This window comes from Brevibacterium oceani (assembly GCF_017948325.1).
GTDB classification, from domain to species: domain Bacteria; phylum Actinomycetota; class Actinomycetes; order Actinomycetales; family Brevibacteriaceae; genus Brevibacterium; species Brevibacterium oceani.
Genome location: NZ_CP072846.1, coordinates 1,467,806 through 1,491,753 on the forward strand (window position 1 = coordinate 1,467,806; position 23,948 = coordinate 1,491,753).

General features: G+C 65.5%; 23 protein-coding genes and 1 rRNA gene. 19 read left to right on the forward strand and 5 right to left on the reverse strand.

Features of this window, described 5'->3' with window-relative positions; translation table 11 throughout:
- Nucleotides 1–106: 106 nt before the first annotated feature.
- Nucleotides 107–225 (forward strand): 5S ribosomal RNA (rrf, locus tag J9314_RS06420).
- A gap of 331 nt (nt 226–556) precedes the next feature.
- Here rrf and J9314_RS06425 read toward each other — a convergent pair.
- Complete coding sequence (locus J9314_RS06425) at nt 557–1,261, reverse strand: GNAT family N-acetyltransferase (protein ID WP_246490643.1); 705 nt, start codon at nt 1,259–1,261, stop codon at nt 557–559.
- 86 nt (nt 1,262–1,347) lie between these two features.
- On the opposite strand from J9314_RS06425, the gene gdhA reads away from it, so the two are divergent.
- Nucleotides 1,348–2,694, forward strand: a complete 1,347-nt coding sequence (gdhA, locus tag J9314_RS06430) for an NADP-specific glutamate dehydrogenase (RefSeq protein WP_210605000.1) — start codon at nt 1,348–1,350, stop codon at nt 2,692–2,694.
- 275 nt (nt 2,695–2,969) lie between these two features.
- Here the strand turns inward: gdhA and J9314_RS06435 are convergent, their stop codons facing one another.
- Nucleotides 2,970–3,485 (reverse strand): flavin reductase family protein, encoded by a 516-nt coding sequence (locus tag J9314_RS06435; RefSeq protein WP_210605001.1) that lies wholly within the window; start codon nt 3,483–3,485, stop codon nt 2,970–2,972.
- 31 nt (nt 3,486–3,516) lie between these two features.
- Between J9314_RS06435 and J9314_RS06440 the strand changes: the two genes are divergently transcribed.
- Both J9314_RS06440 and J9314_RS06445 read left to right on the forward strand, forming a co-directional pair.
- On the forward strand, nt 3,517–3,771 hold the full coding sequence (locus tag J9314_RS06440) for a DUF3039 domain-containing protein (RefSeq protein WP_035320920.1): 255 nt from the start codon (nt 3,517–3,519) through the stop codon (nt 3,769–3,771).
- Nucleotides 3,772–5,565 (forward strand): DEAD/DEAH box helicase, encoded by a 1,794-nt coding sequence (locus tag J9314_RS06445; protein WP_210605002.1) that lies wholly within the window; start codon nt 3,772–3,774, stop codon nt 5,563–5,565. It abuts the gene before it with no gap.
- 12 nt (nt 5,566–5,577) lie between these two features.
- Here J9314_RS06445 and J9314_RS06450 read toward each other — a convergent pair whose 3' ends face one another.
- A complete protein-coding gene (locus J9314_RS06450) occupies nt 5,578–6,897 on the reverse strand; it encodes a nicotinate phosphoribosyltransferase (protein WP_181275469.1) in 1,320 nt (439 codons plus the stop codon).
- A 52-nt stretch (nt 6,898–6,949) separates the two neighbouring features.
- Between J9314_RS06450 and clpS the strand changes: the two genes are divergently transcribed.
- The 10 genes from clpS (at nt 6,950) to J9314_RS06500 (ending at nt 16,960) form a co-directional block, all read left to right on the forward strand.
- Nucleotides 6,950–7,255, forward strand: a complete 306-nt coding sequence (gene clpS / locus J9314_RS06455) for an ATP-dependent Clp protease adapter ClpS (RefSeq protein WP_181275470.1) — start codon at nt 6,950–6,952, stop codon at nt 7,253–7,255.
- Between the two features lie 3 nt (nt 7,256–7,258).
- The gene (locus J9314_RS06460; protein ID WP_210605003.1) at nt 7,259–7,837 is read left to right on the forward strand and encodes a DUF2017 family protein; all 579 of its coding nucleotides are present in this window, start codon (nt 7,259–7,261) and stop codon (nt 7,835–7,837) included.
- On the forward strand, nt 7,834–8,655 hold the full coding sequence (locus tag J9314_RS06465; protein WP_181275472.1) for an MBL fold metallo-hydrolase: 822 nt from the start codon (nt 7,834–7,836) through the stop codon (nt 8,653–8,655). The genes J9314_RS06460 and J9314_RS06465 overlap by 4 nt, the downstream gene beginning before the upstream one ends.
- Before the next feature lie 95 nt (nt 8,656–8,750).
- Entirely contained in the window at nt 8,751–9,473 is a 723-nt protein-coding gene (gene rph / locus J9314_RS06470) for a ribonuclease PH (protein WP_181275473.1), read from the forward strand.
- Nucleotides 9,470–10,075: an RdgB/HAM1 family non-canonical purine NTP pyrophosphatase gene (rdgB, locus tag J9314_RS06475; RefSeq protein ID WP_210605004.1), complete on the forward strand. Its 606-nt coding sequence runs from the start codon at nt 9,470–9,472 to the stop codon at nt 10,073–10,075. The genes rph and rdgB overlap by 4 nt, the downstream gene beginning before the upstream one ends.
- Nucleotides 10,076–10,305: 230 nt before the next feature.
- A complete protein-coding gene (locus tag J9314_RS06480; protein WP_210605005.1) occupies nt 10,306–11,808 on the forward strand; it encodes an ABC transporter substrate-binding protein in 1,503 nt (500 codons plus the stop codon).
- Between the two features lie 12 nt (nt 11,809–11,820).
- Entirely contained in the window at nt 11,821–12,768 is a 948-nt protein-coding gene (locus J9314_RS06485; protein ID WP_210605006.1) for an ABC transporter permease, read from the forward strand.
- 5 nt (nt 12,769–12,773) lie between these two features.
- Complete coding sequence (locus tag J9314_RS06490) at nt 12,774–13,709, forward strand: ABC transporter permease (protein ID WP_210605564.1); 936 nt, start codon at nt 12,774–12,776, stop codon at nt 13,707–13,709.
- Nucleotides 13,702–15,426 carry a dipeptide ABC transporter ATP-binding protein gene (locus J9314_RS06495; protein WP_210605007.1) on the forward strand — a complete coding sequence of 575 codons (1,725 nt, stop codon included), beginning with the start codon at nt 13,702–13,704 and terminating at the stop codon, nt 15,424–15,426. Before J9314_RS06490 ends, J9314_RS06495 begins: the two co-directional genes overlap by 8 nt.
- A gap of 115 nt (nt 15,427–15,541) precedes the next feature.
- Complete coding sequence (locus J9314_RS06500; protein ID WP_281412372.1) at nt 15,542–16,960, forward strand: amidase; 1,419 nt, start codon at nt 15,542–15,544, stop codon at nt 16,958–16,960.
- Between the two features lie 72 nt (nt 16,961–17,032).
- Here the strand turns inward: J9314_RS06500 and J9314_RS06505 are convergent, their stop codons facing one another.
- On the reverse strand, nt 17,033–18,835 hold the full coding sequence (locus J9314_RS06505) for a hypothetical protein (protein ID WP_210605008.1): 1,803 nt from the start codon (nt 18,833–18,835) through the stop codon (nt 17,033–17,035).
- Between the two features lie 116 nt (nt 18,836–18,951).
- On the opposite strand from J9314_RS06505, the gene J9314_RS06510 reads away from it, so the two are divergent.
- Nucleotides 18,952–20,217, forward strand: coding sequence for a cell division protein PerM (locus J9314_RS06510; protein ID WP_210605009.1), 1,266 nt, complete (start codon nt 18,952–18,954; stop codon nt 20,215–20,217).
- A 141-nt stretch (nt 20,218–20,358) separates the two neighbouring features.
- On the opposite strand, the gene J9314_RS06515 is transcribed toward J9314_RS06510, so the two are convergent.
- Nucleotides 20,359–20,811 (reverse strand): hypothetical protein, encoded by a 453-nt coding sequence (locus tag J9314_RS06515; protein WP_210605010.1) that lies wholly within the window; start codon nt 20,809–20,811, stop codon nt 20,359–20,361.
- Between the two features lie 120 nt (nt 20,812–20,931).
- On the opposite strand from J9314_RS06515, the gene purN reads away from it, so the two are divergent.
- The 4 genes from purN to J9314_RS06535 all read left to right on the forward strand — a co-directional run bounded on the left by purN (nt 20,932) and on the right by J9314_RS06535 (nt 23,800).
- A complete protein-coding gene (gene purN, locus J9314_RS06520) occupies nt 20,932–21,555 on the forward strand; it encodes a phosphoribosylglycinamide formyltransferase (RefSeq protein WP_210605011.1) in 624 nt (207 codons plus the stop codon).
- Nucleotides 21,556–21,604: 49 nt separating this feature from the next.
- A complete protein-coding gene (gene purH / locus J9314_RS06525; protein ID WP_210605012.1) occupies nt 21,605–23,149 on the forward strand; it encodes a bifunctional phosphoribosylaminoimidazolecarboxamide formyltransferase/IMP cyclohydrolase in 1,545 nt (514 codons plus the stop codon).
- Nucleotide 23,150: 1 nt separating this feature from the next.
- Complete coding sequence (locus tag J9314_RS06530; RefSeq protein WP_210605013.1) at nt 23,151–23,498, forward strand: DUF3017 domain-containing protein; 348 nt, start codon at nt 23,151–23,153, stop codon at nt 23,496–23,498.
- Between the two features lie 119 nt (nt 23,499–23,617).
- Entirely contained in the window at nt 23,618–23,800 is a 183-nt protein-coding gene (locus J9314_RS06535; RefSeq protein WP_181275484.1) for an antitoxin, read from the forward strand.
- Nucleotides 23,801–23,948: the final 148 nt, after the last annotated feature.

A 23,948-nucleotide genomic window follows, 5' to 3' on the forward strand; every position in this document is an offset into this window, starting at 1 on the left:
TGGGGTGTGCGTGTGTTGTGTCGATGGGTGTTCGCGTTCGCTGTGCGGTTCTTGGACCACTACCGCCCCTTCTTTTTGTGTGGGGTGTGTAGGGTCTGTGTGGTTTTGCGGTGGTGATAGTGGTGGGGAAACGCCCGGTTAACCGTTCCGATCCCGGTAGCTAAGCCCATTCGCGCTGATGGTACTGCAACTTGGTGGTTGTGGGAGAGTAGGTGACTGCCGCAATATTTTTTGGTGGAGGGAGTCTGTTTCGGCAGGCTCCCTCTTCTTCTTTGTGTGGTCCTGTCTGACTGTGGTGTTGGGCGGGGCCTTTCCTGTATTCACCGGGTTCGTCGACCATGTGTGGGTGCTGCTGGTGCGGGTGTGGGTGCTGCTGCTGCCGGTGGGTGGTGTGGTGTGTGGCTGGCTGGTGGTCGTCGTTGAAGGCGGGGCGCGTTTGTCGAGTGGTGGACGGGTCTGCAGTTGGGTGACGGCTTGAGTGGCGGTCTGCTGGGCGGGTTGTGGGTCGATAGAAGCGGTGCGCCTTGAACGACGAGCCGGCCGCTGCCTCGTGGTGTCAGTCAGGCAGGCCGAGGAAGGCTCGGACTGTTTCTGCACCGGCGACTTCGACCTCACCAGGGTGTCGTCGAAAGTCCTCGGAGAACAGCACCATCTTGTTCTCGATCTGCGTGGTGCCATTCTGGCCGATGGTGCGTCGGTCACCGTTGGGGGAGTACCCGAGTTTCTCCGACACCCTTCGGCTCGCGACATTGCCGTCGAAGTAGGCGGTCTCGAACCGCTCAGCATCGAAGTGCGTGATGAACGCGTCGATCATGATTCCGCGTGCCCGTGTGCCGAGGCCTTTGCCCTGTTCGGCTCGTGCCAGCCACGACCCGGTGGACACCGTGCGTGTCTGAGGGAACCGGCGGCCGGTGACTCCCTGAATACCCACGATTCTTTCCCCGACACGGACCGTGAACTCGATGGTCCAGTCGTCGACGGTGAAATTCGCCCGTGTCGCCCAGTGATACTGAGCGAGATTCCGGGCGATCTGCTCATCGCTGCCCGAATCCCAGTCGACGATGAAAGCCTGTACGCCATTTCGCCTCACACCTCCACGGGCGATCTCAGCGAGTTCGGGAAGGTCAACCTCCCGTACTGGCGAGAGCTCCATATCTCCGGAAGACAGACGAAGTGCATACGGCGGCCAGATGTCCTCGATGACCATTCGTCGCATTCCTCCATTCCGCATCTCCACGCCGATGACAGCGACTGCGCTCATATATCCCACTTGAAGTGAGCGGACAACGCTGTCCATCATCTGGTCGCGTGGAATCTTGTTATACGGGTCACGGTATGTTTGTCCGCATGAGTCTACATCCATCACTGCAGCCAATCTTCGACACAGTTCTCCAGCGCAATCCTGGAGAGTCGGAGTTTCACCAAGCGGTACAGGAAGTTCTTTATTCCTTGGGTCCCGTCGTGGACAAGCACCCCGAATACCTCGAGCTCTCTGCCCTCGAGCGTCTGTGCGAACCCGAACGCCAGATCATCTTCCGCGTCCCCTGGATCGATGACTCCGGCGTCGTCCAGATCAACCGTGCGTTCCGAGTCCAGTTCAACTCGGCTCTCGGCCCCTACAAAGGCGGTCTGCGCTTCCACCCGACCGTCAACCTCGGCATCGTCAAGTTCCTCGGTTTCGAGCAGATCTTCAAGAACGCCATCACCGGACTGCCCATCGGCGGCGGCAAGGGCGGATCGGATTTCGACCCGAAGGGGCGCAGCGACCGTGAGGTCATGCGCTTCTGCCAGTCATTCATGACCGAGCTCTACCGCCACATCGGCGAATACCGCGACGTGCCGGCAGGCGACATCGGCGTCGGCGGTCGCGAGATCGGCTACCTCTTCGGACAGTACAAGCGGATCACGAACTCGTACGAGGCCGGCGTGCTCACCGGCAAGGGGCTGTCCTACGGCGGATCCATGGTCCGCACCGAGGCCACCGGCTTCGGAGTCGTGTACTTCCTCAAGGACATGCTCGCCGCAGCGAAGAAGAACATCGATGGTCGGACTGTCTCCGTCTCCGGATCGGGCAACGTCGCGGTCTTCGCTGCCGAGAAGGTCACGGCCTTCGGCGGCACCGTCATCACCATGTCGGACTCGTCGGGATTCATCCATGATCCGGACGGCATCGACACTGAGATCGTCAAGCGCATCAAGTTCGAAGAGCGCGGCCGTATCTCCGAGTACGTCGAGCAGCGCGGTGGGCGCTCCTCCTACCACGAAGGCGGCAACGTCTGGGACGTCGAGGCCGATGTTGCGCTCCCATGTGCGACTCAGAACGAGCTCGACGGTGACTCGGCCGCAACCCTGGTGAAGAACGGCGTCATCGCTCTTGCCGAGGGTGCGAACATGCCCTGCACTCCGGAAGCTGCGAGAATCTTCTCCGAGGCCGGCGTCCTCTTCGCCCCGGGCAAAGCGGCGAACGCCGGAGGCGTCGCCACCAGTGCCCTGGAGATGCAGCAGAATGCCAGCCGCGACTCGTGGGACTTCGACTTCACCGAGGCGCGCCTGGCCGAGATCATGGGGGATGTGCACGACAGCTGCGCAGCCGCCGCCGACGAGTTCGGTTCACCCGGTGACTATGTCGCCGGCGCCAACATCGCCGGATTCATCCGCGTCTCCGAAGCGATGCTGGCCCAGGGGGTCGTGTGATTCGCTGACGCAGCGGATGTCGCGCGGTGCTGCCGACGGCGCGCCGATCGACATCGCCTGACGAAGAGCCCTGTACCGGGCCGGACAGCTTCGGAAGGAAGCTGACCGCTCGCGTGCGGGGCCCTTCGCGTGTGTGAGACGGAGGGTTGTGGCTGACTTGGTGGGAGACCGAGTGTCCGCAGTTCGTGGAAGGGGCCACCTCGGCGCAGGAGATCTCGGCGGATGTCAGCGGTCATCGGCGGTGATCAGTGGTCAACGGGCGTGGTCAGTGACGATCAGCGGGGCCCGATGGTTCCATAGCCCTTGCGCCAGCGCAGCAGAGGCCGACTCGTGCCCGCGTTCTCACCCGCACCCATCGCCACCACCTCGCCGACGACGATGTTGTGGGTGGCCACTTCGAGCACCTCGGTGAGTTCGAGTTCGAACCAGGCGATCGCCTCGGTGAGCACCGGCTGTCCGGCCTGCGGAGCCGGAAAGGTGTCGATGCCTTTGAGAGATCCGTAGAGCGGCTGCCCCGAAGCTCCGAGGCGTTCGGAGATGTCCCTCTGCTCCGCATTCAGCAGCGAGATCGCGAAATGCGAGCTCACCTCCAGGGTCTCCATCATCCGCGAACCTGAGTAGATGCTCACGGCCATGGTCGGCGGATCATAGGAGACGTCGAGGAACGAATCGACGGTGATCGCGTGCAGCGCGGTGCCGCGGGTCGCGGAGACGACGGCGACGGCAGCGGCGATGTCATCACTGAGCTCCCGATAGCGTTCTGTGAGGGATTCGTCGTGGGCCTGGTCCATGACTCACATTCTAGGGAACTACAATGGAGCCATGACCATTCCAGCTTCAGGCGGTTCAGCAACGATCGAGCGCGAGCAGTCCGAGCAGCTTGTCGAGCCCGGAGACCACGAGCGCTTCAGCCACTACGCTCCCAAGGACAAGATCATGGAGTCCATGGTGACCGGGACTCCGCTGATCGCCTTGTGCGGAAAGGTGTGGGTCCCCACTCGCGACCCGGAGCGGTTCCCGATCTGCCCCAAGTGCAAAGAGATCTACGAGACGATGTCCGAAGGACCGCAGGAGTAGATGTCCGCGGAACGTCTCCCATCAGCACCTGGGACCTCCGCTGCAGAACAACTTCCACCGGCTTTCCCCGAACGCGCCGCTTGGGGAACGGCCGGAAAGTTGCGTGCCTGGCAGGCGGAGGCCCTCGAACTCTACTTCCAGAAGCAGCCGAAGGACTTCCTGGCCGTCGCGACTCCCGGCGCCGGTAAGACCACATTCGCTCTGCGTCTGGCCGCCGAGCTCCTGGCTCAGCGGGTCGTCAACCGCGTCACCGTCGTCGCCCCCACCGAACATCTCAAGGTGCAGTGGGCCGATTCGGCGGCGCGAGTCGGCATCAAACTCGACCCCCACTTCAAGAACTCCCAGGGCAGGCACGCACCCGGCTTTCACGGAGTGGCACTGACCTACGCCCAGGTGGCAGCGAAACCGGTCCTCCACCACAACCGGACCGCCGCCGGCCGCACACTCGTCATCCTCGACGAGGTCCATCACGGCGGTGACGCACTGTCATGGGGCGACGCGGTCCGGGAGGCCTTCGGCCCGGCGGTGCGCCGACTGTCCCTGACAGGAACCCCCTTCCGATCGGACACCTCACCGATCCCGTTCGTCACCTACGCTCCCGACGAGAACGGCATCCGCACCTCGGTGGCGGACTACTCCTACGGATACGGTCGCGCGCTCAAGGACTCCGTCGTCCGACCCGTCCTCTTCCTCGCCTACGCCGGGGCGATGAGCTGGCGGACCAAGGCCGGCGACGAGATGTCCCACGTCCTCGGTGAGGAGACGACGAAGGACATCAACGCACAGGCCTGGCGCACAGCGCTCGACCCTAAGGGCGACTGGATCCCAGCCGTGCTCAAGGCCGCCGACCTCCGGCTGACCGAGGTCCGCCGCACCGTCCCCGACGCCGGCGGCCTCGTCATCGCCACCGACCAGGAGGCGGCCCGCGCCTACGCCAAACGCCTCCACGACATCACCGGTGAGAAGCCGACCGTCGTGCTCTCCGACGAGGCCGGTGCCTCGGAGCGGATCGAGCAGTTCCAGAATTCCACCGACAGGTGGATGGTGGCCGTGCGAATGGTCTCCGAAGGCGTCGACGTCCCACGTCTGTGTGTCGGCGTCTACGCGACCTCGTCATCGACCCCGCTGTTCTTCGCTCAGGCGATCGGGCGCTTCGTGCGTGCTCGCAAACGCGGAGAGACCGCCTCGGTGTTCCTGCCTTCCGTGCCGGTCCTGCTGGCGCTGGCGAACACGATGGAGGTCGAACGCGACCACGCCCTCGATCGTCCGACGAACGAAGACGAGAACGACGTCGTCGTCTTCGACGAGCAGGCCATGGAACAGGCGAATCGGAACGAAGGCGCCTCATCCGACCAGCTCGGCTCCTTCGAAGCCCTCGGCGCCGAAGCCCTGTTCGACCGTGTCCTCTACGACGGCGGCGAATTCGGCACCGGCGGTGCCATCGGTTCGGAGGACGAACTCGACTTCATCGGGATCCCTGGACTGCTCGAACCCGATCAGGTCCACGAACTGCTGCGCACCCAGCAGGCCAGGCAGGCCAAACGGAAGACCGCGGCGGCACCGCCACAGCCGGAGACGGCCACCAGCGAACTCGAGCACCGGGCGATGAAGGAAGAGCGCAACCAGCTGCAGAGCCTCGTCGGCGCTTGGTCACGCCGTACCGGCACCCCGCATCAGAACGTGCACGTCGAACTGCGCAAGGCCTGCGGGGGACCGGCCGTGGCTCAGGCCACCCGCGAACAGATCCAGGCCCGGATCGCGAAGCTGCAGGGCTGGTTCGTCGGCAAGAAGTGACGCCGGTCGCGTTCAGTCTGTGTAGAAGACGGTCGGGATAGCCGGTTCGCCGTCCTGCAGACGGCGAGCCGAGCGCGGCAGCTCGGCCAGAGACTCGTCGTGGCGGGCACAGGCCTTCTTCACTCCGGCGGCACCGATGAAGTCCTCGTCGACCTCACCGTCGATGACGAGATCGACGCTGAGCCGACGTCCCTCGCCGACGTCTCCGGGCAGGGACGGAATGCCGACGGCCTCCTCGACGGCGATCGCACCGTCGATGAGTCTCAGCGCCTCCTTGTGCCCGCCCCGCGAGGGTTTGCCGGACGAGTGCTTGGCCACGGACGTCCATTCCCCGGCTTCGTCGGCGCGCGCCACGAGCTTGTACACCAGGCCGGCCGCCGGTGCTCCGGAACCAGTGACGACGCGAGTGCCGACGCCGTAGGAATCGACGGGGGAGGCCGCCAAGGCCGCGATCGCATACTCGTCGAGGTCGCTCGTGACCGTGATCGTCGTGTCGTGGGCGCCGAGGCGGTCCAGCCCGTCCCGGACCTCCCTGGCCTGCTCGATGAGATCCCCGGAATCGATCCGCACCCCGCCGAGGTCCGTGCCGGCCAGTTCGACCGCGGTCGCCAGCGCGTCCTCGACGTCGTAGGTGTCGAGCAGGAGAGTCGTGTCCTGACCCAGCGACTTCAGCTGAGCGGCGAAGGCCTCACGCTCGGAATCATGGAGGAGGGTGAAGGAATGCGCCGAGGTGCCGATCGTGCGCAGCCCGTACCTCAGTCCTGCAGCCAGATTCGACGTCGACGCGAAACCGCCGATGACGGCCGCCCGTGCCGCAGCCACTGCGGCATGCTCGTTCGTGCGTCGTCCGCCCATCTCCGCACACGGGCGATCACCGGCCGCCTGCGCCATCCGGGAGGCCGCCGAGGCGACCGCGCAGTCATAGTTCATCGCCGAGAGGATGAGCGTCTCGAGGATGACGCCCTCGGCGAACGTCGATTCGATCGTCAGCAGCGGTGAACCGGGGAAGTAGACCTCACCCTCGGCATAGCCGCGGATGGTCCCGGAGAACCGGTAGTTCGCCAGCCAGTCGATGGTGCGATCGTCGACGATCTGCTCACGGCTGAGATACGACAGCTCCGCATCGTCGAAGCGGAAATCCCGGATCATCTCGAGGATCCGCCCGGTGCCGGCGACGACACCGTAGCGACGACCGGCAGGAAGTGTGCGGCCGAAGACTTCGAAGAGGCTCTTGCGGTGTGCGGCGCCCGATTCCAAGGCGGCCTGCACCATCGTCAATTCGTACTGATCCGTGAAGAATGCCGTCGAATCGGTGCGTGTGAGATCACTCATAGGCGCGATCTTACGTCACGACAGCGTCAGTCTTCTGCCGTAAGCTGGAAACGTGAGCAATCCAACGACACCAGTTCTGGAGCCGGACGTCGACGTCCGACCGGTCGAAGACCTGGCCAAGCCCTGGCGGACCGTGGTCTTCAACGACCCGGTCAATCTCATGAGCTATGTCAGCTTCGTGTTCCAGAGCTACTTCGGCTATTCCGAGGACAAAGCCGATTCCCTGATGCTCGAAGTCCACGAGAACGGCCGCTCCGTCGTCGCCACCGGTGGTCGCGAAGCGATGGAGCGGGACACCCAGGCGATGCACGAATACGGCCTCTGGGCCGCATGCCAACCCGATTCAGGATCCGACTGAGATATGGCCGCCATCGACGCTCATGGGGACGACATCGTCCTCAGACTCGAGGACAATGAACGTTCTCTCATGCTCACGGTCTTCACCGACCTCGCCGAACTCCTGTCCGAGGCCGACGACGGCGATGCAGACCGACCGGACTCGGAGAACTGGGAAGCCCGGCTCGGACTCGTCGATCGCCCTCGCCCCGAGGACCCGGCGCTGCTGCGGCTGCTGCCCGATGTCGACCCCGACGACGAAGAACGCTCCGCCGAGTTCCGGCGGCTCACCGAATACGACCTCAAACAGGCCAAGGCGCACAATGTGCGCATCGTGCTGCTGGGACTGAGCAAGAGCAGCGACATCACCCTGACCCACGATGAGGTCCTGGCCTGGATGAAGGGACTCAACGACCTGCGGCTCGTGTTCGCCGTGCGCCTGGGCATCGACTCCGAGGAAGCGCAGGAGGAGAAATACGCCCACCGCGAGGACCTCTCCGAATCGGAAGACCTCACCCTGACCCTGTACGATTTCCTGACCTGGATTCAGGACCGACTGACGACGACCTTGCTGGACCAAGCGCAAGGGGATGACGAGACATGAAACTCACTGCCATCGGCACCGCCGGCTCCTTCCCCGGGCGAGGCACCCTCGCCAGCTGCTATCTCATCGAATCCGACGAGGACACGCCCACCCGCATCATCCTCGACCTCGGCTCGGGAGCGCTCAGCCCGCTCCAGCAGACGATCGACACCGATCGTCTGTCGGCAATCGTGCTCAGCCACCTGCACCCTGACCACTGCATGGACATGACCGGTCTCTACGTCAAGCACTGCTTCGACCCGAAGTACTTCAACGGCGACATCTCCGACACCGGCACGATCCGCACCCGCACCCCGGTGCTCGCGCCTCCCGGTGCGAAGGACCGGCTGACCCGCGCTTACTACACCGATCCCGGTCGGTCCCCGGTCGCCAACGGAGGAGACGATTCGGACTTCGACCACGCCTTCGAGTTCTCCGACCTCGACCACGGCAGCCGACACCAGATCGGAACGCTGACGATCGAGTCCTTCCTCGTCGACCATCCCGTCGAGACCTACGCACTGCGGATCACCGATGCCAAGGGCAGCGTCATCACCTATTCCGGTGACAGCGACGAATGCGACAACCTCGTCGCCGCCGCCGAAGGCGCCGATCTCTTCCTCTGCGAGTCCGCCTTCCAAGAGGACCGTGACACCGCTCGTGGCATCCACCTCACCGGAAAGCGAGCCGGGCGAGTGGCCCAGAACGCCGAGGTGGCTTCGCTCGTGCTCACCCACATCCCGATCTGGACCGACTGCTCCATCGTTCGTGGTGAGGCAGCCGGCGAGTTCCACGGTCCCATCGAACTCGCCAAACCCGGAGCCACCTGGACCGTGTGAGTCCGGCGCCTTCGCGCCCGGCACGTGTGAGCTCGGGCGAAGCGGCATGAGCCGCAGCAGAAGAATCCGCAACGACGAAACGAAAGAGGCAGACAGTGCGCGCAGACGGCCGTCAGGCAGACGAACTCCGTGAAGTCAGGATCACCCCCGACTGGATCAACACCGCAGAAGGGTCAGCTCTCATCGAGTTCGGCAACACCCGCGTCCTCTGCGCGGCCTCGCTGACCGAAGGCGTGCCCCGCTGGCTCAAGGGCCAGGGCCGCGGCTGGGTCACCGCCGAATACGCCATGCTGCCGCGGGCCACCGATTCCCGCAGCACGCGAGAGTCCGTCAAGGGCAAACAGGGCGGCCGCACCCACGAGATCTCCCGGCTCATCGGCCGCAGCCTGCGCGCGGTCATCGACATGGAGAAGCTGGGAGAGAACACGCTCGTCCTCGACTGCGACGTCCTCCAGGCCGACGGAGGAACCCGCACCGCCTCGATCACCGGTGCCTATGTGGCGCTGGCCAAAGCCATCGACAAGGGTCGGTCGACCGGGCTCATCCCCGCCGCCCACAACCCGATCATCGACTCCATCTCCGCCATCAGCGTCGGCATCATCGACGGGCAACCCCTGCTGGATCTGCCCTACGTCGAGGACTCCCGCGCCGAGACGGACATGAACGTCGTCATGACCGGATCGGGCAAGTTCGTCGAAGTCCAGGGAACCGCCGAGGGTGCGCCGTTCGACCGCGATGAACTCGGCCAGCTGCTCGACCTCGCGACCAAGGGTTGCACCGATCTCACCCGCATCCAGAACGAGGTGCTCGGACAGTGACGACGCTCGTCCTCGCTACTCACAACGAAGGCAAGAAGCGGGAGCTGCTGACCATTCTCAGCCCCGTCCTCGGCGCCGACACCACGGTGCTCACCGCCGCCGAGGCGGGCCTCGACGATGTCCCCGAGACCGGAGTGACCTTCATCGAGAACGCGCTCATCAAGGCCCGCGCTGCCGCGATGGCCACCGGGAGGACCGCCATCGCCGACGACTCGGGCATCAGCGTCGACGTCCTCGGCGGGGCACCGGGCATCTTCTCCGCTCGATGGTCGGGCACACACGGCGACGACCGGGCCAACCTCGACCTCCTGCTCGCACAGCTGAGCGACATCGCCGAGGAGCACCGGGGCGCCCAGTTCCGGTGTGCCGCGGCGGCCGTGACCGCGGACGGCCGAGAATTCACCGCCGAGGGCGTCATGCCCGGTTCCCTGGCGACCGAACCCCGAGGCGAGAACGGCTTCGGCTACGACCCGATCTTCGTGCCCGAAGGCTCGACGATCAGCGCCGCACAGATGAGCGCCGAAGAGAAGAACTCCCGCTCCCACCGCAGGATCGCCTTCGACGCACTTGCAGAGATCTTCGCCGCCGAACCCGACCTCTGAGCGGCGGGCCTGGGCTTCTGAGAAGCGGGCCCAGGCCTCTGAAGGATGGGCTCGCGCCCGGCTGATGAGCCCGACTCTGCCCGCTGCTCGCACCGGGTCTCGTTCGCGTTCCCGATCCGGCCCAGCATTCGAACTTCGTCGCCTCACCTGGTGAGAACATCGGTTACACTGACGATGCTTGGGTGTTTGGCGAACGACCCGCTCTGCGGTCGGCGAATTCGAGGAGAACAATGAAGACTCCGCGCATCATGACGTGGGTGGCGGGCGCTGCCGCTGTGAGCCTGCTGCTGACGGCCTGCTCGGCCGGGGCATCGGATTCGGGCGAGGATGCGAAGAAGGATTCGATGACCATCGCCTTCACCGCCGAACCGGTCAACCTCGACTTCACCTCCACCTCGGGGGTCGCCATCCCCGAAGCGCTCATGGAGAACGTCTACGAATCGCTCGTCCGCCTCGACGGTGAGGGCGAGATCCAGCCGGCGCTGGCCAAGGACTGGTCGCTCTCCGACGATCGCACGACCTACACCTTCGAACTGCAGGAAGGCGTGAAGTTCTCCAACGGCGCGGACCTCACCAGCGAGGACGTCAAGTACTCCTATGAGCGGGTGCAGAAGGACTGGAAGAACGCGCTGAAGTCGAAGATGGACATCGTCAAATCCATCGAGACCCCCGACGACGACACCGTGAAGATCGAATTGAAGAAGCCGTCGAACACGTGGCTGTTCAACCTCACCAGCCTCGTCGGCGCCGTCTTCGACACCGAGGGCACGAAGGACCTGGCCAACGAGGCCATCGGCACCGGACCCTTCGAGATCGAGAAGTTCACCCGCGGCCAGTCGATCGACTTCGCCGCCCGGGACGACTACTGGGGTGACAAACCCGCCCTGAACTCGGTGCAGTTCAAATACTTCAAGGACGCGGTCTCGGCCTCGAACGCCCTGAAGTCCGGAGAGATCGACCTCGTCTCCAACCTCCAGGCCCCCGAACTGGCCGGCGAATACCAGAGCGACGACTACCAGATCGTCTCCGGCACCACCAACGGCGAAGTCGTGCTGTCGATGAACAATGCGAAGGGGATCTTCAAGGACAAGAAGGCCCGCGAAGCAGTCATGCACGCCATCGACCGCAAGGCCGTGCTCGACACCGCCTGGGCAGGCTACGGCGAACTCATCGGCTCGATGGTCCCACCGACCGATCCGTACTACGAGGACCTCACCGGGGTCTGGAAGTACGACCCGAAGACGGCGAAGGAGCTCGTCGACGAGGCCGGGATCAAGGGGGAGGAGTTCTCCTTCACCGTGCCCAACCTGCCGTATGCGAAGGCGATCTCCGAGATCGTGTCCGCCCAGCTCGAAGAGGTCGGACTCAAGGCGAAGGTGACGACCCAGGAGTTCCCCGCCGTCTGGCTGGACAAGACGTTCACCGAACACGACTTCGACATGTCGGTGATCAACCATGCCGAACCGCGGGACATCCTCACGGTGTTCTCCAAGGACTACTACATCGGCTACGACGATGCGAAGATCAAGAAGATCGCCGAGAAGGCGGACACCGGAACGGAGGAAGAGTACATCTCCGGAATGAAGGAGATCGCGAAGACGATCACCGACGATGCGGCCTCGGACTTCCTGTTCCTGTTCCCGAACCTCGTCATCGCCAAGGCCGACATCGAGGGCGTCCCCGCCAACCGGGTCTCCGACGCGTTCAAGATCGCGGACCTCAGCTGGAAGTGATCGACCCGTTCGATGCTCACCTACGCAGCCAACCGTGCGATCCAGTTCGCACTCTCCCTCATCGTCGCCTCGGTGGTGGTGTTCGCACTGATGAGCCTGCTGCCCGGCAACGCGGCGCAGGTGGCTCTGGGCACCAACGCCACCCCTGAGGCGGTGGCGGCGCTGGAGGCCCAGTACGGCCTCGACCGGCCGCCGGTCGTCCGCTACTTCGACTGGGTTGTCGGCATGCTCGGCGGCGACTTCGGCACCTCCTACGTCACCGGGGCGGCGATCACTCCGGTCATCATCGACAGCGTCCAGGTCACCGCGATCCTCGTCATCGCCGCAATCGCGCTGTCGATCCTCATCGCCGTGCCGCTGGGCACCTTCGCCGCGCTCGAACAGCGCAGCTGGATCGGAGTGACGATCTCCGCGGCAAGCCAGGTGGGCATCGCGATCCCGAACTTCCTCGCCGCCATCATCCTCATCATCGTCTTCTCACTCACCCTCGGCTGGTTCCCCTCCCAGGGCTGGATGGCTCCGATCGAGGGCGTCGGCGGATTCCTGCTCCGACTCGTCCTGCCCGTGGTCTCACTGGCGCTGGTGCAGGCGGCCATCCTCACCCGCTATGTGCGCTCGGCTGTGCTCGACGTGATGCGTGAGGACTTCATCCGCACCGCCCGAGCGAAGGGCCTGACCAGAACGAAAGCCCTGTTCGTCCACGGTCTGCGCAACGCTGCGATCCCCGTCATCACAGTCGCCGGTGTGCAGCTGGCGACCCTGCTCGTCGGTGCCGTGATCATCGAACAGATCTTCGTCCTACCGGGCATCGGGTCCGAACTCGTGCGCGCAGTGGCTAACCGAGACCTCATCGCGGTTCAGGGCATCGTCATGGTCCTCGTGCTGCTCGTGCTCATCATCAACCTCATCGTCGACATCCTCGTGCCCCTCGTCGATCCCCGAATCCGGAACGCCGCATGAGTGAGATGCCCACCGGTGCGAACAGCCCCCGCGATGACGTCGCCCTCGACGTGAGCGCAGCGACCGCCTCGGCGCCGGAACCTGCGACCGGGCGCCGTCGCTCACGCCTGCGGCTGAACTCCTCGATGATCATCGGCGCCTGCCTCGTCGTCCTCATCCTCGGCCTCGCCCTGGTCTCCTTCGTCTGGACCCCGTACGGGCCCAGCGAGATCGACCCGGTCGCCAGGCTCCGCGCGGGCAGCCCCGCCCACCCGTTCGGCACCGACAGATTCGGTCGGGACACGCTGACCTGGGTGATGTACGGGGCGAGGATCACGCTCATGGTCGGCGTCGTGGCCGTGGGCATCGCGCTGCTCATCGGCACCCCGATCGGGATCGTGTCCGCGATCTTCGCCAAACAGCCGTGGGGGATGTGGATCGACGCGGTGATCATGCGCGCCAACGACATCCTGCTGGCCTTCCCCGCCCTGCTGCTGGCGATCATCTTCGCCGCCGTATATTCGCCTGGGACGGGTCCGGCCATGGTCGCCGTCGGCATCGCCGCGATCCCCGGGTTCGCGCGGGTGGCCAGGTCGGGGACGCTGCAGGTGCTCGGCTCCGAATACGTCCGCGCCGCGCGGGCTTCGAATCGTTGGATCCCGGCGATCGCCGTGGTCCATGTGCTGCCGAACATCGCCGGAATGGTCATCGTCCAAGCCTCGGTGGCGTTCGCGATCTCCGTCCTCGCCGAGGCGGGGCTGTCCTTCCTCGGGCTCGGAACCCAGGCGCCGGTTCCCTCCTGGGGGCGGATGCTGCAGGAGTCCCAGCAGTTCCTGTCCACCCATCCGGAGCTCGCCCTGTGGCCGGGACTGTTCATCGCGCTCGCCGTCCTCGGGTTCAACCTCTTAGGGGATGGCCTGCGTGACCGATTCGACCCGAAGATGGAGGCCAGGGGTGCCTGAGAACCTGCTCGAGGTCCGCAACCTCACCATCACTCCTGCCGGCGCCGAGGTGCCCGTGCTCGACGACGTCAGCCTCAGCCTGGCGCCGGGGGAGAGGGTCGGCCTGATCGGAGAATCCGGATCCGGGAAATCGCTGACCGCACTGTCGGTCATGGGACTGCTGCCCGAGGAACTGCACGCGCAGGGCACCGTGAGTCTGCAGGGGCATGGCGGCAGCCTCCTCGAGGCGAACGAGAAGACCCTGGCCGGGCTGCGCTCGGACATCGTCTCGATGGTGTTCCAAGAGCCGATGAGTGCGCTCAATCCGCTCATGCGCATCGGCGACCAGATCGCCGAGGTGCTGCGCATCCACCGCAGGGTTCCCCGCGCGCTGATCCCGGGACGGGTGTGCGAACTCCTCGCCGATGTCCATATGCCCGACCCGGACAGTGCGCGCTTCGCCTATCCGCACCAGATGTCCGGCGGGCAGCGGCAGCGGGTCATGCTGGCCATCGCCCTGGCCAACTCGCCGAGGCTGCTCATCTGCGACGAACCGACGACCGCCCTCGACGTCACCGTGCAGAGACGCATGCTCGACCTCATCGCCGAACGGGTCGCCGCCGTGGAGGCCGGTCTGCTGTTCATCACCCACGACCTCGCCGTCGTCGCCGGTGTCTGCGACCGGGTGATCGTCATGTACCGCGGGCGGATCGTCGAGACCGGCACCGTCACCGAGATCTTCACCGCACCCCGGCACGAGTACACTCGCGGACTGCTGGCCTCCTCCGACCTCGAGGCCACCGATGACCGCGGTCGCCTGTTCACATTGAAGACCGCGCTCGACTATGCGGGACCGCGCGTGCCGACCCGTGACTCGTCGACGGATGCGAACCGCGCGGCCGACGGTCAGGGTGGGGCCGCCTCGACGACGGGATCGGCACCGCTCATCGAGGTCTCCGACGTCACTCGCGTCTTCAAGGGCCGGGGCCTCTTCGGTCGTCGACGATCAGACGTCACGGCCCTGGGCGGCATCGACTTCAGCGTCGCCGCAGGGGAGCGGCTGGGCATCGTCGGCGAATCCGGGTCCGGGAAGTCAACGCTGCTGAACATCCTCTCCGGACTCGACCGGCCCACGACCGGGCATGTCAGGGTCGGCGACATCCGGGTCGAGGCGGCGAGCTCGACCGCCCTGCGCGCGTTGCGGGAGAACCTCCAGATCGTGTTCCAAGACCCATTCGCGTCGCTCGATCCGCGGATGCGGGTCGCCGACATCGTCGCCGAACCGCTCGTCGCGGCCGGGGTCGACAAGGACGAGAGAAGCGCCAGGGTCGAGGAGATGATCGCGGCAGTCGACCTCGACGCACAGTCCCTGCGGCGCTACCCGCACCAATTCTCCGGCGGGCAGCGCCAGCGCATTTCGATCGCCCGCGCCCTGGTCACTCGGCCGCAGATCCTCGTCGCCGACGAACCGGTCTCAGCGCTCGACGTCTCGGTGCGCGCCCAGGTGCTCAACCTGCTCACCGACCTCGTCGAAGACTATGCGCTCACGCTGCTGTTCGTCTCCCACGACCTCGGTGTCGTCAAACACCTGTGCTCGCAGGTCATCGTCATGAAGGACGGTCAGATCGTCGAATCCGGGGCCACCGAGGACATCTACTCGAACCCTCAGCAGGAGTACACCCGGCGTCTCATCGCCGCCACACCGAGCCTCGCCGACGCGCTCGCTTCCACCGGGTGAAACGCATTCAGCACCGGATCGGCAGGGCCACGGCACCGACGGATGTTCGGAGTACGGCACCGGGCGCACAAGCACCGACACACGACATCAGAACCATCGAAAGGAAGGGCGGAACGTGACCACCACGCTTGCCGATCACAGTGCGGCCGCTATGGCGGCCGGATACGCATCCGGAGACTTCGACCCGATCGAGGTGCATGCCGCGGTCGTGGACAGGATGGACGAATGCGAACCGGTCATCAACGCCCTGTTCCACCGCGATGACGACCGTTCCCGCGCAGCCGCCGTGGCCAGTGCCGCTCGCTGGCGCGAAGGCAGTCCGTTGAGCGACCTCGACGGTGTGCCGGTGACGATCAAGGAGAACATCGCGCGCCGCGGCGTGCCCCTGCCCAGCGGGCACGCGTGGGTCGAGATGCCGATCTCCGACCACGACGCCCCGATCACACAGCGACTCGAGGAAGCCGGCGCCGTCATCCTCGGATCGACGACGATGCCCGACTGGGGAATGCTGTCCTCGGGAGTCTCCTCCCTGCACGGAGTCACCCGTTCACCGCTCGACCCGAGTCTGACCACGGGCGGCTCGAGTGCCGGAGCGGGAGCGGCGGCCGCGGCCGGGTACGGCCCCATCCACATCGGCTCCGATATCGGCGGCTCGATCCGCCTGCCGTGCACATGGCTGGGCTTGGCCGGGCTCAAACCCAGTTTCGGTCGGATTCCTCTCGACGCGCCCTACCTCGGGCGGTGCGCCGGTCCGCTCGCACGCCGGATGTCGGATGTCCGGGCCGCCATGGACATCGTCTCCGCCCCCGATGACCGGGACTATTCGCGGCTGCCGCGCTTCGCCTCCGACGATCTTCCGGCCGGCCCCGGCTGCGGGTCAGACGCCCCGTTCGATCCGCGTGGGCTGCGGATCGGTCTGCACCTCGATGCCGGGTGCGGAGTGGCCGTCGATGCTCAGGTGCGATCCACCATCACCGAGGCGGCCGAGAGCTTCGCCGCGGCCGGTGCCGAGATCGTCATGATCGAGCCCTTCATCGACGATGACCTGCTCCACGACATGGACCTGTTCTGGCGAGTGCGGTCGTGGGCGGACCTCAAGGCGCTGCCGGTCGAGGAGCAGGCGCTCATCCTGCCCTACATCCAGCAGTGGGCCCAGGATGGGGCGGACACCAGCGGCGTCGAGCTGATGAACTGCTATCACAGTGTGCAGGAGATCCGGCGGCGCACCATCGCGGCCACCTCCGGATTCGACCTGGTCATCTCGCCCACGTCACCGGATGCCGCGTTCCCGGCAGAGCAGCCGATGCCCTATCCGAAGGTGCACGAGCCGATGGGGCACGTCGGGTTCACCATGCCCTACAACATGTCCGAACAGCCCGCTGCGACGGTGCTGGCCGGATTCATGCCCGATGGTCGGACCATCGGCGCTCAGCTCATCGGTCGCCGCTTCGCCGACGATGTCGTCATGGCCGCCGGCGCCTGGTTCGAAGATGCCGGCGGTCTTGAGACGCCAGAACGGGCGGCGATGAGCTGAACGCTCACCGCCGCCCGTCGAGGGTCGCGGTGCGGGTGCCGCAGAGCTGGTGCCGCAGGGTGGCGCAGAGTCTCAGAAGTCGAAGAATTCGACCTTGAGCTTGTCTCCGTCGATCTTCACGCTGCCGGAGACCGAGAGAGCATTGCCGTTGGAGAAGTATGAGGAGCCGGCGGCCTTGCCGTCGACGGTGAAGTCGAACTTGCCGGGCTTCTCGGTGAAGAACGAACCGGTGTTCGTGTCACCCGCACTGAACGAGGCCTTCACCTTGGGCATGTCCTTCATGGTCCACTTCGCGGAGTCCTTCTTCGCCAGATCGTCGAGCTTCTTGTCCGAACCGCCGACAGGGATCTCGGTGGGATCGAACTTGATGAACTTGCACTTGGGCTTGATGCTCTTGTTGTCGAAGCACTTCTTGAGCTCGGCCTCGACCTGCTTCTGGACTTCCTTCTGGAACTTATCCGTGGGGGTGAGATCGAGGTTGAGGGTCGTAGGAGACACCTGCCCTTCGTTCGGCTGGCCGCCCGGGGGGAAGGCCTTCGGGAAGTTCACTCCGGCGGTGTCGGAAGCCTCCGAGATCCACTTGTTCGACGGGATCTTGAAGTCGTAGTTGCCGGGGTAGACGGCGAACGAAGTGGTTCCCGACTTCACTTTGTAGTCCTCACCGTTGACGGTGAGACCGTCGGCGGCGGGAACGTCGAGTGAGACGACGTTGAGGTCGGGGCCGGTCATCGTCCATTTGTCGAAGAACAGATCCTGCTTCCCGTCCTTCTTCGCCGCAAGATCGACATTGTAAGGACTGCCGTCGAGCTCATATGAGACGGTGACGGTGCCCTTGTCCCCGTCCACCTTCGACGACTCCACCTTCGCCTTCTCGATCTTCGCCGATGACGCGTCGGTGAACTCTTTGGACAGCAGATCGAGATTCGTGCCCTCCGGGCGCGGTGAGGGCGCGATCTTCTCGGCGGCGGCGAAGTCGCCCTTGTTGAGAGCCTCGACATAGTCCGCGGCCACCTTGTCGGGACCGTAGTTGTTCTTATTGACGCTGCCGATGACGAGGAAGCCGACGAGCACGAGAATGATGACGAGAGCGACCGCACCGAGAGTGATGAAGAGCGGAAGCTTGCTCTTCTTCTTCTCAGGACGGGAATCGGCCCGAGTCGCAGCGGCCTGCGAGCCGGCGAAGCCCGGCGCCGGCGCCGGCTGTGGAATCGCCTGCGACTGTCCGGGCCCGGAGCCGGTCTGATTCGGGTTCGGACCCGAACCGGTCTGGTACTGGCCCGGCTGACTCTGCCCGGCCTGGTTCGGTGCCGCCTGGTTCTGTGCTCCGGGGTAGGGAGTGCCGCTCTGACCGCCAGGGTTCGGTGTCTGACCGCCAGGGTACGGTGCACTCGAATTCTGCGCGTTCTGGTACTGACCTCCCTGGTACTGGCCGTTCTGGGGCTGACCGTTCTGAGGGCCGGCACCGGGGTAGGGGCCGGCGGGCGGGTAGACCGGTGCCTCATTCGGCTGCTGCGGAGCCCCATCCTGCTGGCCGAGACCGGCCTGGGAGCCGGTCCCCGAATACTGCGGGGCTCGGTCCTGTTGCGAGGCGGCCGGCGTCACGGTGGGCCGGGCCGAAGAATCCCCACTGGAGCTGCCGAGTGGAGGTGCCTGGTCGTCGGGGACCGACGAGTCAGCAGAGGACTGTGACGATTCAGACGCCTCGGGAGGGGTGTTCGACTCCTCGGAAGGGGAGGACGTTGCGGGGCTCACATCCTCAGCGGCGGCCGAACCTCGGTCGTCGTCGGTGTGCTCGCCAGGCGACTTCGCGCCGCCGGTATTCGGAGGCTCGCTGGGTGGTGGCGGGAAATTGAGGTGATCGTTCCCGTTGCTCATCGTGGGGTTCATCCTTTGCGTGTACAAGCCTGTCCTGGCGCAATTGTACTTCCCAGAACAGGGAATCGCGCTGTCAATACCGGGAAGCCGGCTCGAAGTCAGCGAAAATGGTGCTGATGCAGACTTCTCCCCACCCTCAGACCCTCCGCCGAACGATCGTCAACGCACTCATCGAAGTCGTGAAGATCGACCTCATCGTCGTGCCCGCTGTCTTCGTGGCGGCAATCGTCTTCTGGATCATCGGGCTCGGCTCACAGCTTCCCTATTCGGCCGTTCCCGAATGGGCCTTCGCACTGTGGGCGGCGATCTCGGGACTGAGCGTGACCACCCTCGGCTTCGACTTCTCCCTGGCACCGAGTCTCGTCACTCTCGGACTGTGGCTGCTCGTGGCCGCGGCGGCCAAGCGACTGGTCGCCGGTGTCGCTGCTGCGGACTGGGACGACGATGAGGTCGCACTCGGCCAGTGGTGGACGATCGTCGGCGCCGGACTGGGGACGTTCACGCTCGCCTACGCTGCCCCTCTGGTGGCTCTCGCGCTCTTCGTCGGGCAGGCGACGATGACTCCGCTCGGTTTCCTCCGTCTCGTTCTCTTTCTGCTGTCGGCGCTGTTCTTCGGGTGCCTTCGGGTCCGCGGGATCGACGATTTCCCGGGACTGCGACTTCTCGACGACAGAGCCTGGGACGTCGGTGTCAGGCTCGCCCGCCGGCTGGTCTGGGGTGGGCTCGTCGCTGCGGTGATCATCCTCGCGGTCGGATTCGTCCTCCGCTGGGAGGAGGTGACCGACTCGATGCAGGTCTACAGTTCGCCGGTCGCCGCAGGCCTCGGCCTCCTCATCGTGCAGGTGCTCTTCGCCCCGGGCATTCTCTTCTCTGCACTCTCGTGGTCTGCCGGCACCGGTGTCGGTCTCGGAGGAGCGGGCACGAGTTCGGCGTTCAGCGCGACCGCCTCACCGGTCCCCGATGTGCCGGTTCTCCAGCTTCTCATCGGGGACTACCCGGCATGGACGGCAGCCGCGCCCATCCTCCTCGTCGTCCTCGGTCTGCTCTGCACCATCCTCGGACGGTTCCGGGCTCGGGACGTGCTCGAGAGCTCGTGGACGGGGATCGGCGTCGCCGCCGGAATCGTCTTCGTCGGTGCGGAGGTCATCGCGGTCTTCTCCTCCGGTGCACTGGGGCCGCTGGGACTCGCCGATTTCGGTCCCTCGGCGCTCACCTCGGCGCTGGTGATCACTGCGTGGATCGGTGCGGGGATGAGCGTCGGCCTGCTGCTGATCCGATTGTCGAACCTGCAGCCGGGGCCGGGTGATGATGGTCTCGGGGTCGACGATGACGGTGGGTACTTCGGAGACGACGCCGTCCTCGATGACGACGAGGTCCGCTGAGCAGGGACGCAGGGGTCAGCTGTGACGCCGGGGACGGCTGTATCGGGGCCGGGGATGCCGTGCTCAGCGGCAGGCAGGTACGCCGAGGTTCACGGATGAGTCCTCAGACGGGCAGGTCCGAGGTGCCGAAGCACACCGGTCTCAGTTGGTTCCGGGGATGTCGAGGTCCTGCCCGGTGATCTGTTTGAACCAGTCGCCGAGGCCGGTCTGGTATTCGCTCGTGCAGGACAGCTGAGCCTGCTGGGTGATCGCGTCGCGCAGGCACTCCTCGTACTTCGACTGCACCGGCCAGAGGATGACCGAGGACATCGTCGAGAAGATGAGATAGAGGCTGAGCAGTCCGCCGAGGATGCCCAGCGACATGTTCCTCCGCTGCTTCGTCTTGACCACGGCGACGATGTACTTCACCGACCACACGATCGCGGCGATGGCGAAGCCGACGGCGGCGAGCTTGAACGGCAGCTGGTAGGTGAACGTCAGCACCGAGGCGAGGATGAGCAGGATGAGGACGAGCCCGTGTCGTGCCGGAGCCGCCTGCTGCTCCTCTTCGCGAGTCGGGGCCTTCTTCTCTTCGGTGCTGTTTGGTGACGTCACTCCGTCAGTTTCTCACAGACGACTGACAAATGCCTCGACGGGCGGTGCCCGAACGCCGAACTGTGTCCGGGTGCCGAGTGCCGGGGCGCCTCGCTCCGTCGCAGACGTTAGACTGTGCGGGTGCGCATCGTTCTTCTGGCCTCAGGCTCCGGTACCCTCACGCAGGCAGTCATCGACGCATTCGTCGATGGTGCGCGCGGTGTCGACATCTGCGCGGTCGGGTCGGATTCTCCGACGGCAGGTGTCCTCGACCGAGCACGCAGCCACGATGTGCCGACCTTCGTCGTCCGTCCCAAGGACTTCACGGACCGTGCGATGTGGAACGAAGCCCTGCGGAAGACCGTCGCCGAGTACGCACCCGATTGGGTGGTCTCGGCGGGATTCATGCGCATCCTCGGCGAGGACTTCGTCGCGGCGTTCCCACAGCACATCATCAACACGCATCCTGCACTCCTGCCCTCGTTCCCGGGCGCGCACGGAGTGCGTGACGCGCTCGCCCACGGGGTGAAGATCACCGGGGGAACCATCCACCTCGTCGACACCGGCGTCGACACCGGTCCGATCATCGCGCAGTACGCGGTGCCCATCGGGGACGATGACACCGAAGAGACCGTGCACGAACGGATCAAGACCCGCGAACGGGAGGAACTCGTCCGCGTCCTCGCCCATCTCGCCCACTCCGACCTCGTCGTCGATGGTCGGCATGTCCGCGGATATGCCGCCTCGGCGACGGTGCCGAACTGAACCCAGCCGTGCGAAGAACCGACCGGCGACCGAACCTCAAGGAGGATCTGTGACAGGAACCCGCGCGATCAAGAGAGCGCTGATCAGCGTCTACGACAAGACCGGTCTGGAGGATCTGGCCCGCGGACTGAGCGCCAACGGCGTGCAGATCGTGTCGACCGGATCGACGGCCGCGAAGATCGCCGAGGCGGGGGTCGACGTCACGAAGGTCGAAGAGCTGACCGGGTTCCCCGAATGTCTCGAAGGGCGGGTCAAGACCCTCCACCCACGCGTGCACGCGGGGATCCTCGCCGATTCCCGCAAACCCGATCACCTCGAACAGCTGGCCGAGCTCGAGATCGACCCTTTCGACCTCGTCATCGTCAACCTCTACCCCTTCGCCGACACGGTCGCCAGCGGTGCCGGCTTCGACGACTGCATCGAACAGATCGACATCGGGGGACCCTCGATGGTGCGTGCTGCCGCGAAGAACCACCCCACCGTCACCGTCGTCACCGATCCGACCGACTACCAAGCGGTGCTCGACGCGGCCGCAGGGGAAGGCTTCGACCTCGCGGCGCGACGCTCGTTCGCCGCCCGCGCCTTCGCCCACACCGCGGCCTATGACACCGCCGTGGCCGCATGGTTCGCCGCCGAGCTCGGCACCGACGAACAGCCGGCCTTCGCCGGAGTCACCGGTGAGAAGATCGCCGACCTGCGCTACGGAGAGAACCCGCACCAGGCCGCCGCCGTCTACGCCGACGGGACCCGCGGAATCGCCGGGGCCACCCTGCTCGGCGGCAAAGCGATGTCGTATAACAACTACACCGACACCGATGCCGCGATCCGTGCCGCCTTCGATTTCGACCAGCCCGCCGTGGCGATCATCAAGCACGCCAACCCGTGCGGGATCGCCGTCGGTGAGACCGCGGCCGCCGCCCATGCGGCCGCCCACGCCTGCGACCCGCTCTCGGCCTACGGCGGAGTGATCGCAGTCAACCGTGAGGTCGACGCCGAACTCGCCGCGTCGATCAAGCCGATCTTCACCGAGTGCCTGGCCGCTCCCTCCTTCACCGAGGAGGCCCTGGAGATTCTGTCGACGAAGAAGAACCTGCGTCTGCTCGAACTCGGCGACGTCGACGTGCCCGCCTCGGAGATCAAGCCGATCAGCGGCGGGTTCCTCGTCCAGGACCGTGATGCCTTCCAAGCCGAAGGAGACTCCCCGGAGAACTGGACGCTGGCCGCGGGACCTGCCGCAGCCCCGGAGGTCCTGGCCGACCTCGAGTTCGCGTGGCGAGCCGGTCGGGCCGTGAAGTCCAATGCCATTCTGCTCGCGAAGAGCGGGGCCTCCGTCGGCGTGGGCATGGGCCAGGTCAACCGGGTCGACTCCGCAAAGCTGGCCGTCGAGCGGGCCGGAGCCGAACGCGCCGCCGGGTCCGTCGCCGCCTCGGACGCCTTCTTCCCGTTCCCGGACGGCCTGCAGATCCTCATCGACGCCGGCGTCACCGCCGTCGTCCAGCCGGGCGGATCGATCCGCGACGACGAAGTCATCGCTGCCGCCGAAACGGCAGGCATCACGATGTACCTGACCGGGAGCCGCCATTTCTTCCACTGAGATGAGACACCCTCACCCCCGCCATGCCCGGCGGGGGCGGGGGAGAGGCCCAATCTCCAAGCGGTGGATCTATTGGAAGCGCCGGTACGCGCATCCCACCCGCCGCGATTGGGTGCTGCTCGGCTGCCTCCTCGGGGCGGGCGCCGCCGCAGCATGCACCTTCATCGACTTCCGCCTCGGCGCCGTCGTCCTGGCCGTGGTGCCGGCAGTCCTGGCCGTGTTCAGGGCGATGCCGCCGCCGTGGAACGAGGTGTGGACCAATCGTTCGAAGGCCGTCGACATCACCACATGCGTGCTGTTCGCCGTCCTGCTGATCGGACTGGCGTTCATCGTCCCGCAGTCGCGATGACCTCGATTATGTGCATTTTCTGGGAAATGGAACCCGCCGGTGTCGTCGCGCCGGAATCAGTGGCAGGGTGAGTGTCGTCAGAGGTTCGCTTCGAACCTTTTCCGATGAAAGGAGACAGCATGGGACTCGACGATCTTACTAACAAAGCCAAGGACGCCTTGAATAGCGATAAGGGTGAAGAGATCAGCGACCAGGGCCTGGACAAGGCCTCGGACGCAGCCAACAATGTCACCGGTGGAAAGTTCGAAGACCAGATCAACAAGGGTCGCGACGGAGCCGACGACAAGCTTGGCAACGAATGACCTTCATTCCATAGCCGCGTCCGGCATGGACAAAGCGCCGAGGAGAACTCCGGTTCTCCTCGGCGCTTTCTTCGTGCGACGGACCGGCCAGAGCAGGCGGACCGGTCAGCCCGGGCTGGTCTGACCGGCTTGGTCTGACCGGGCCGGG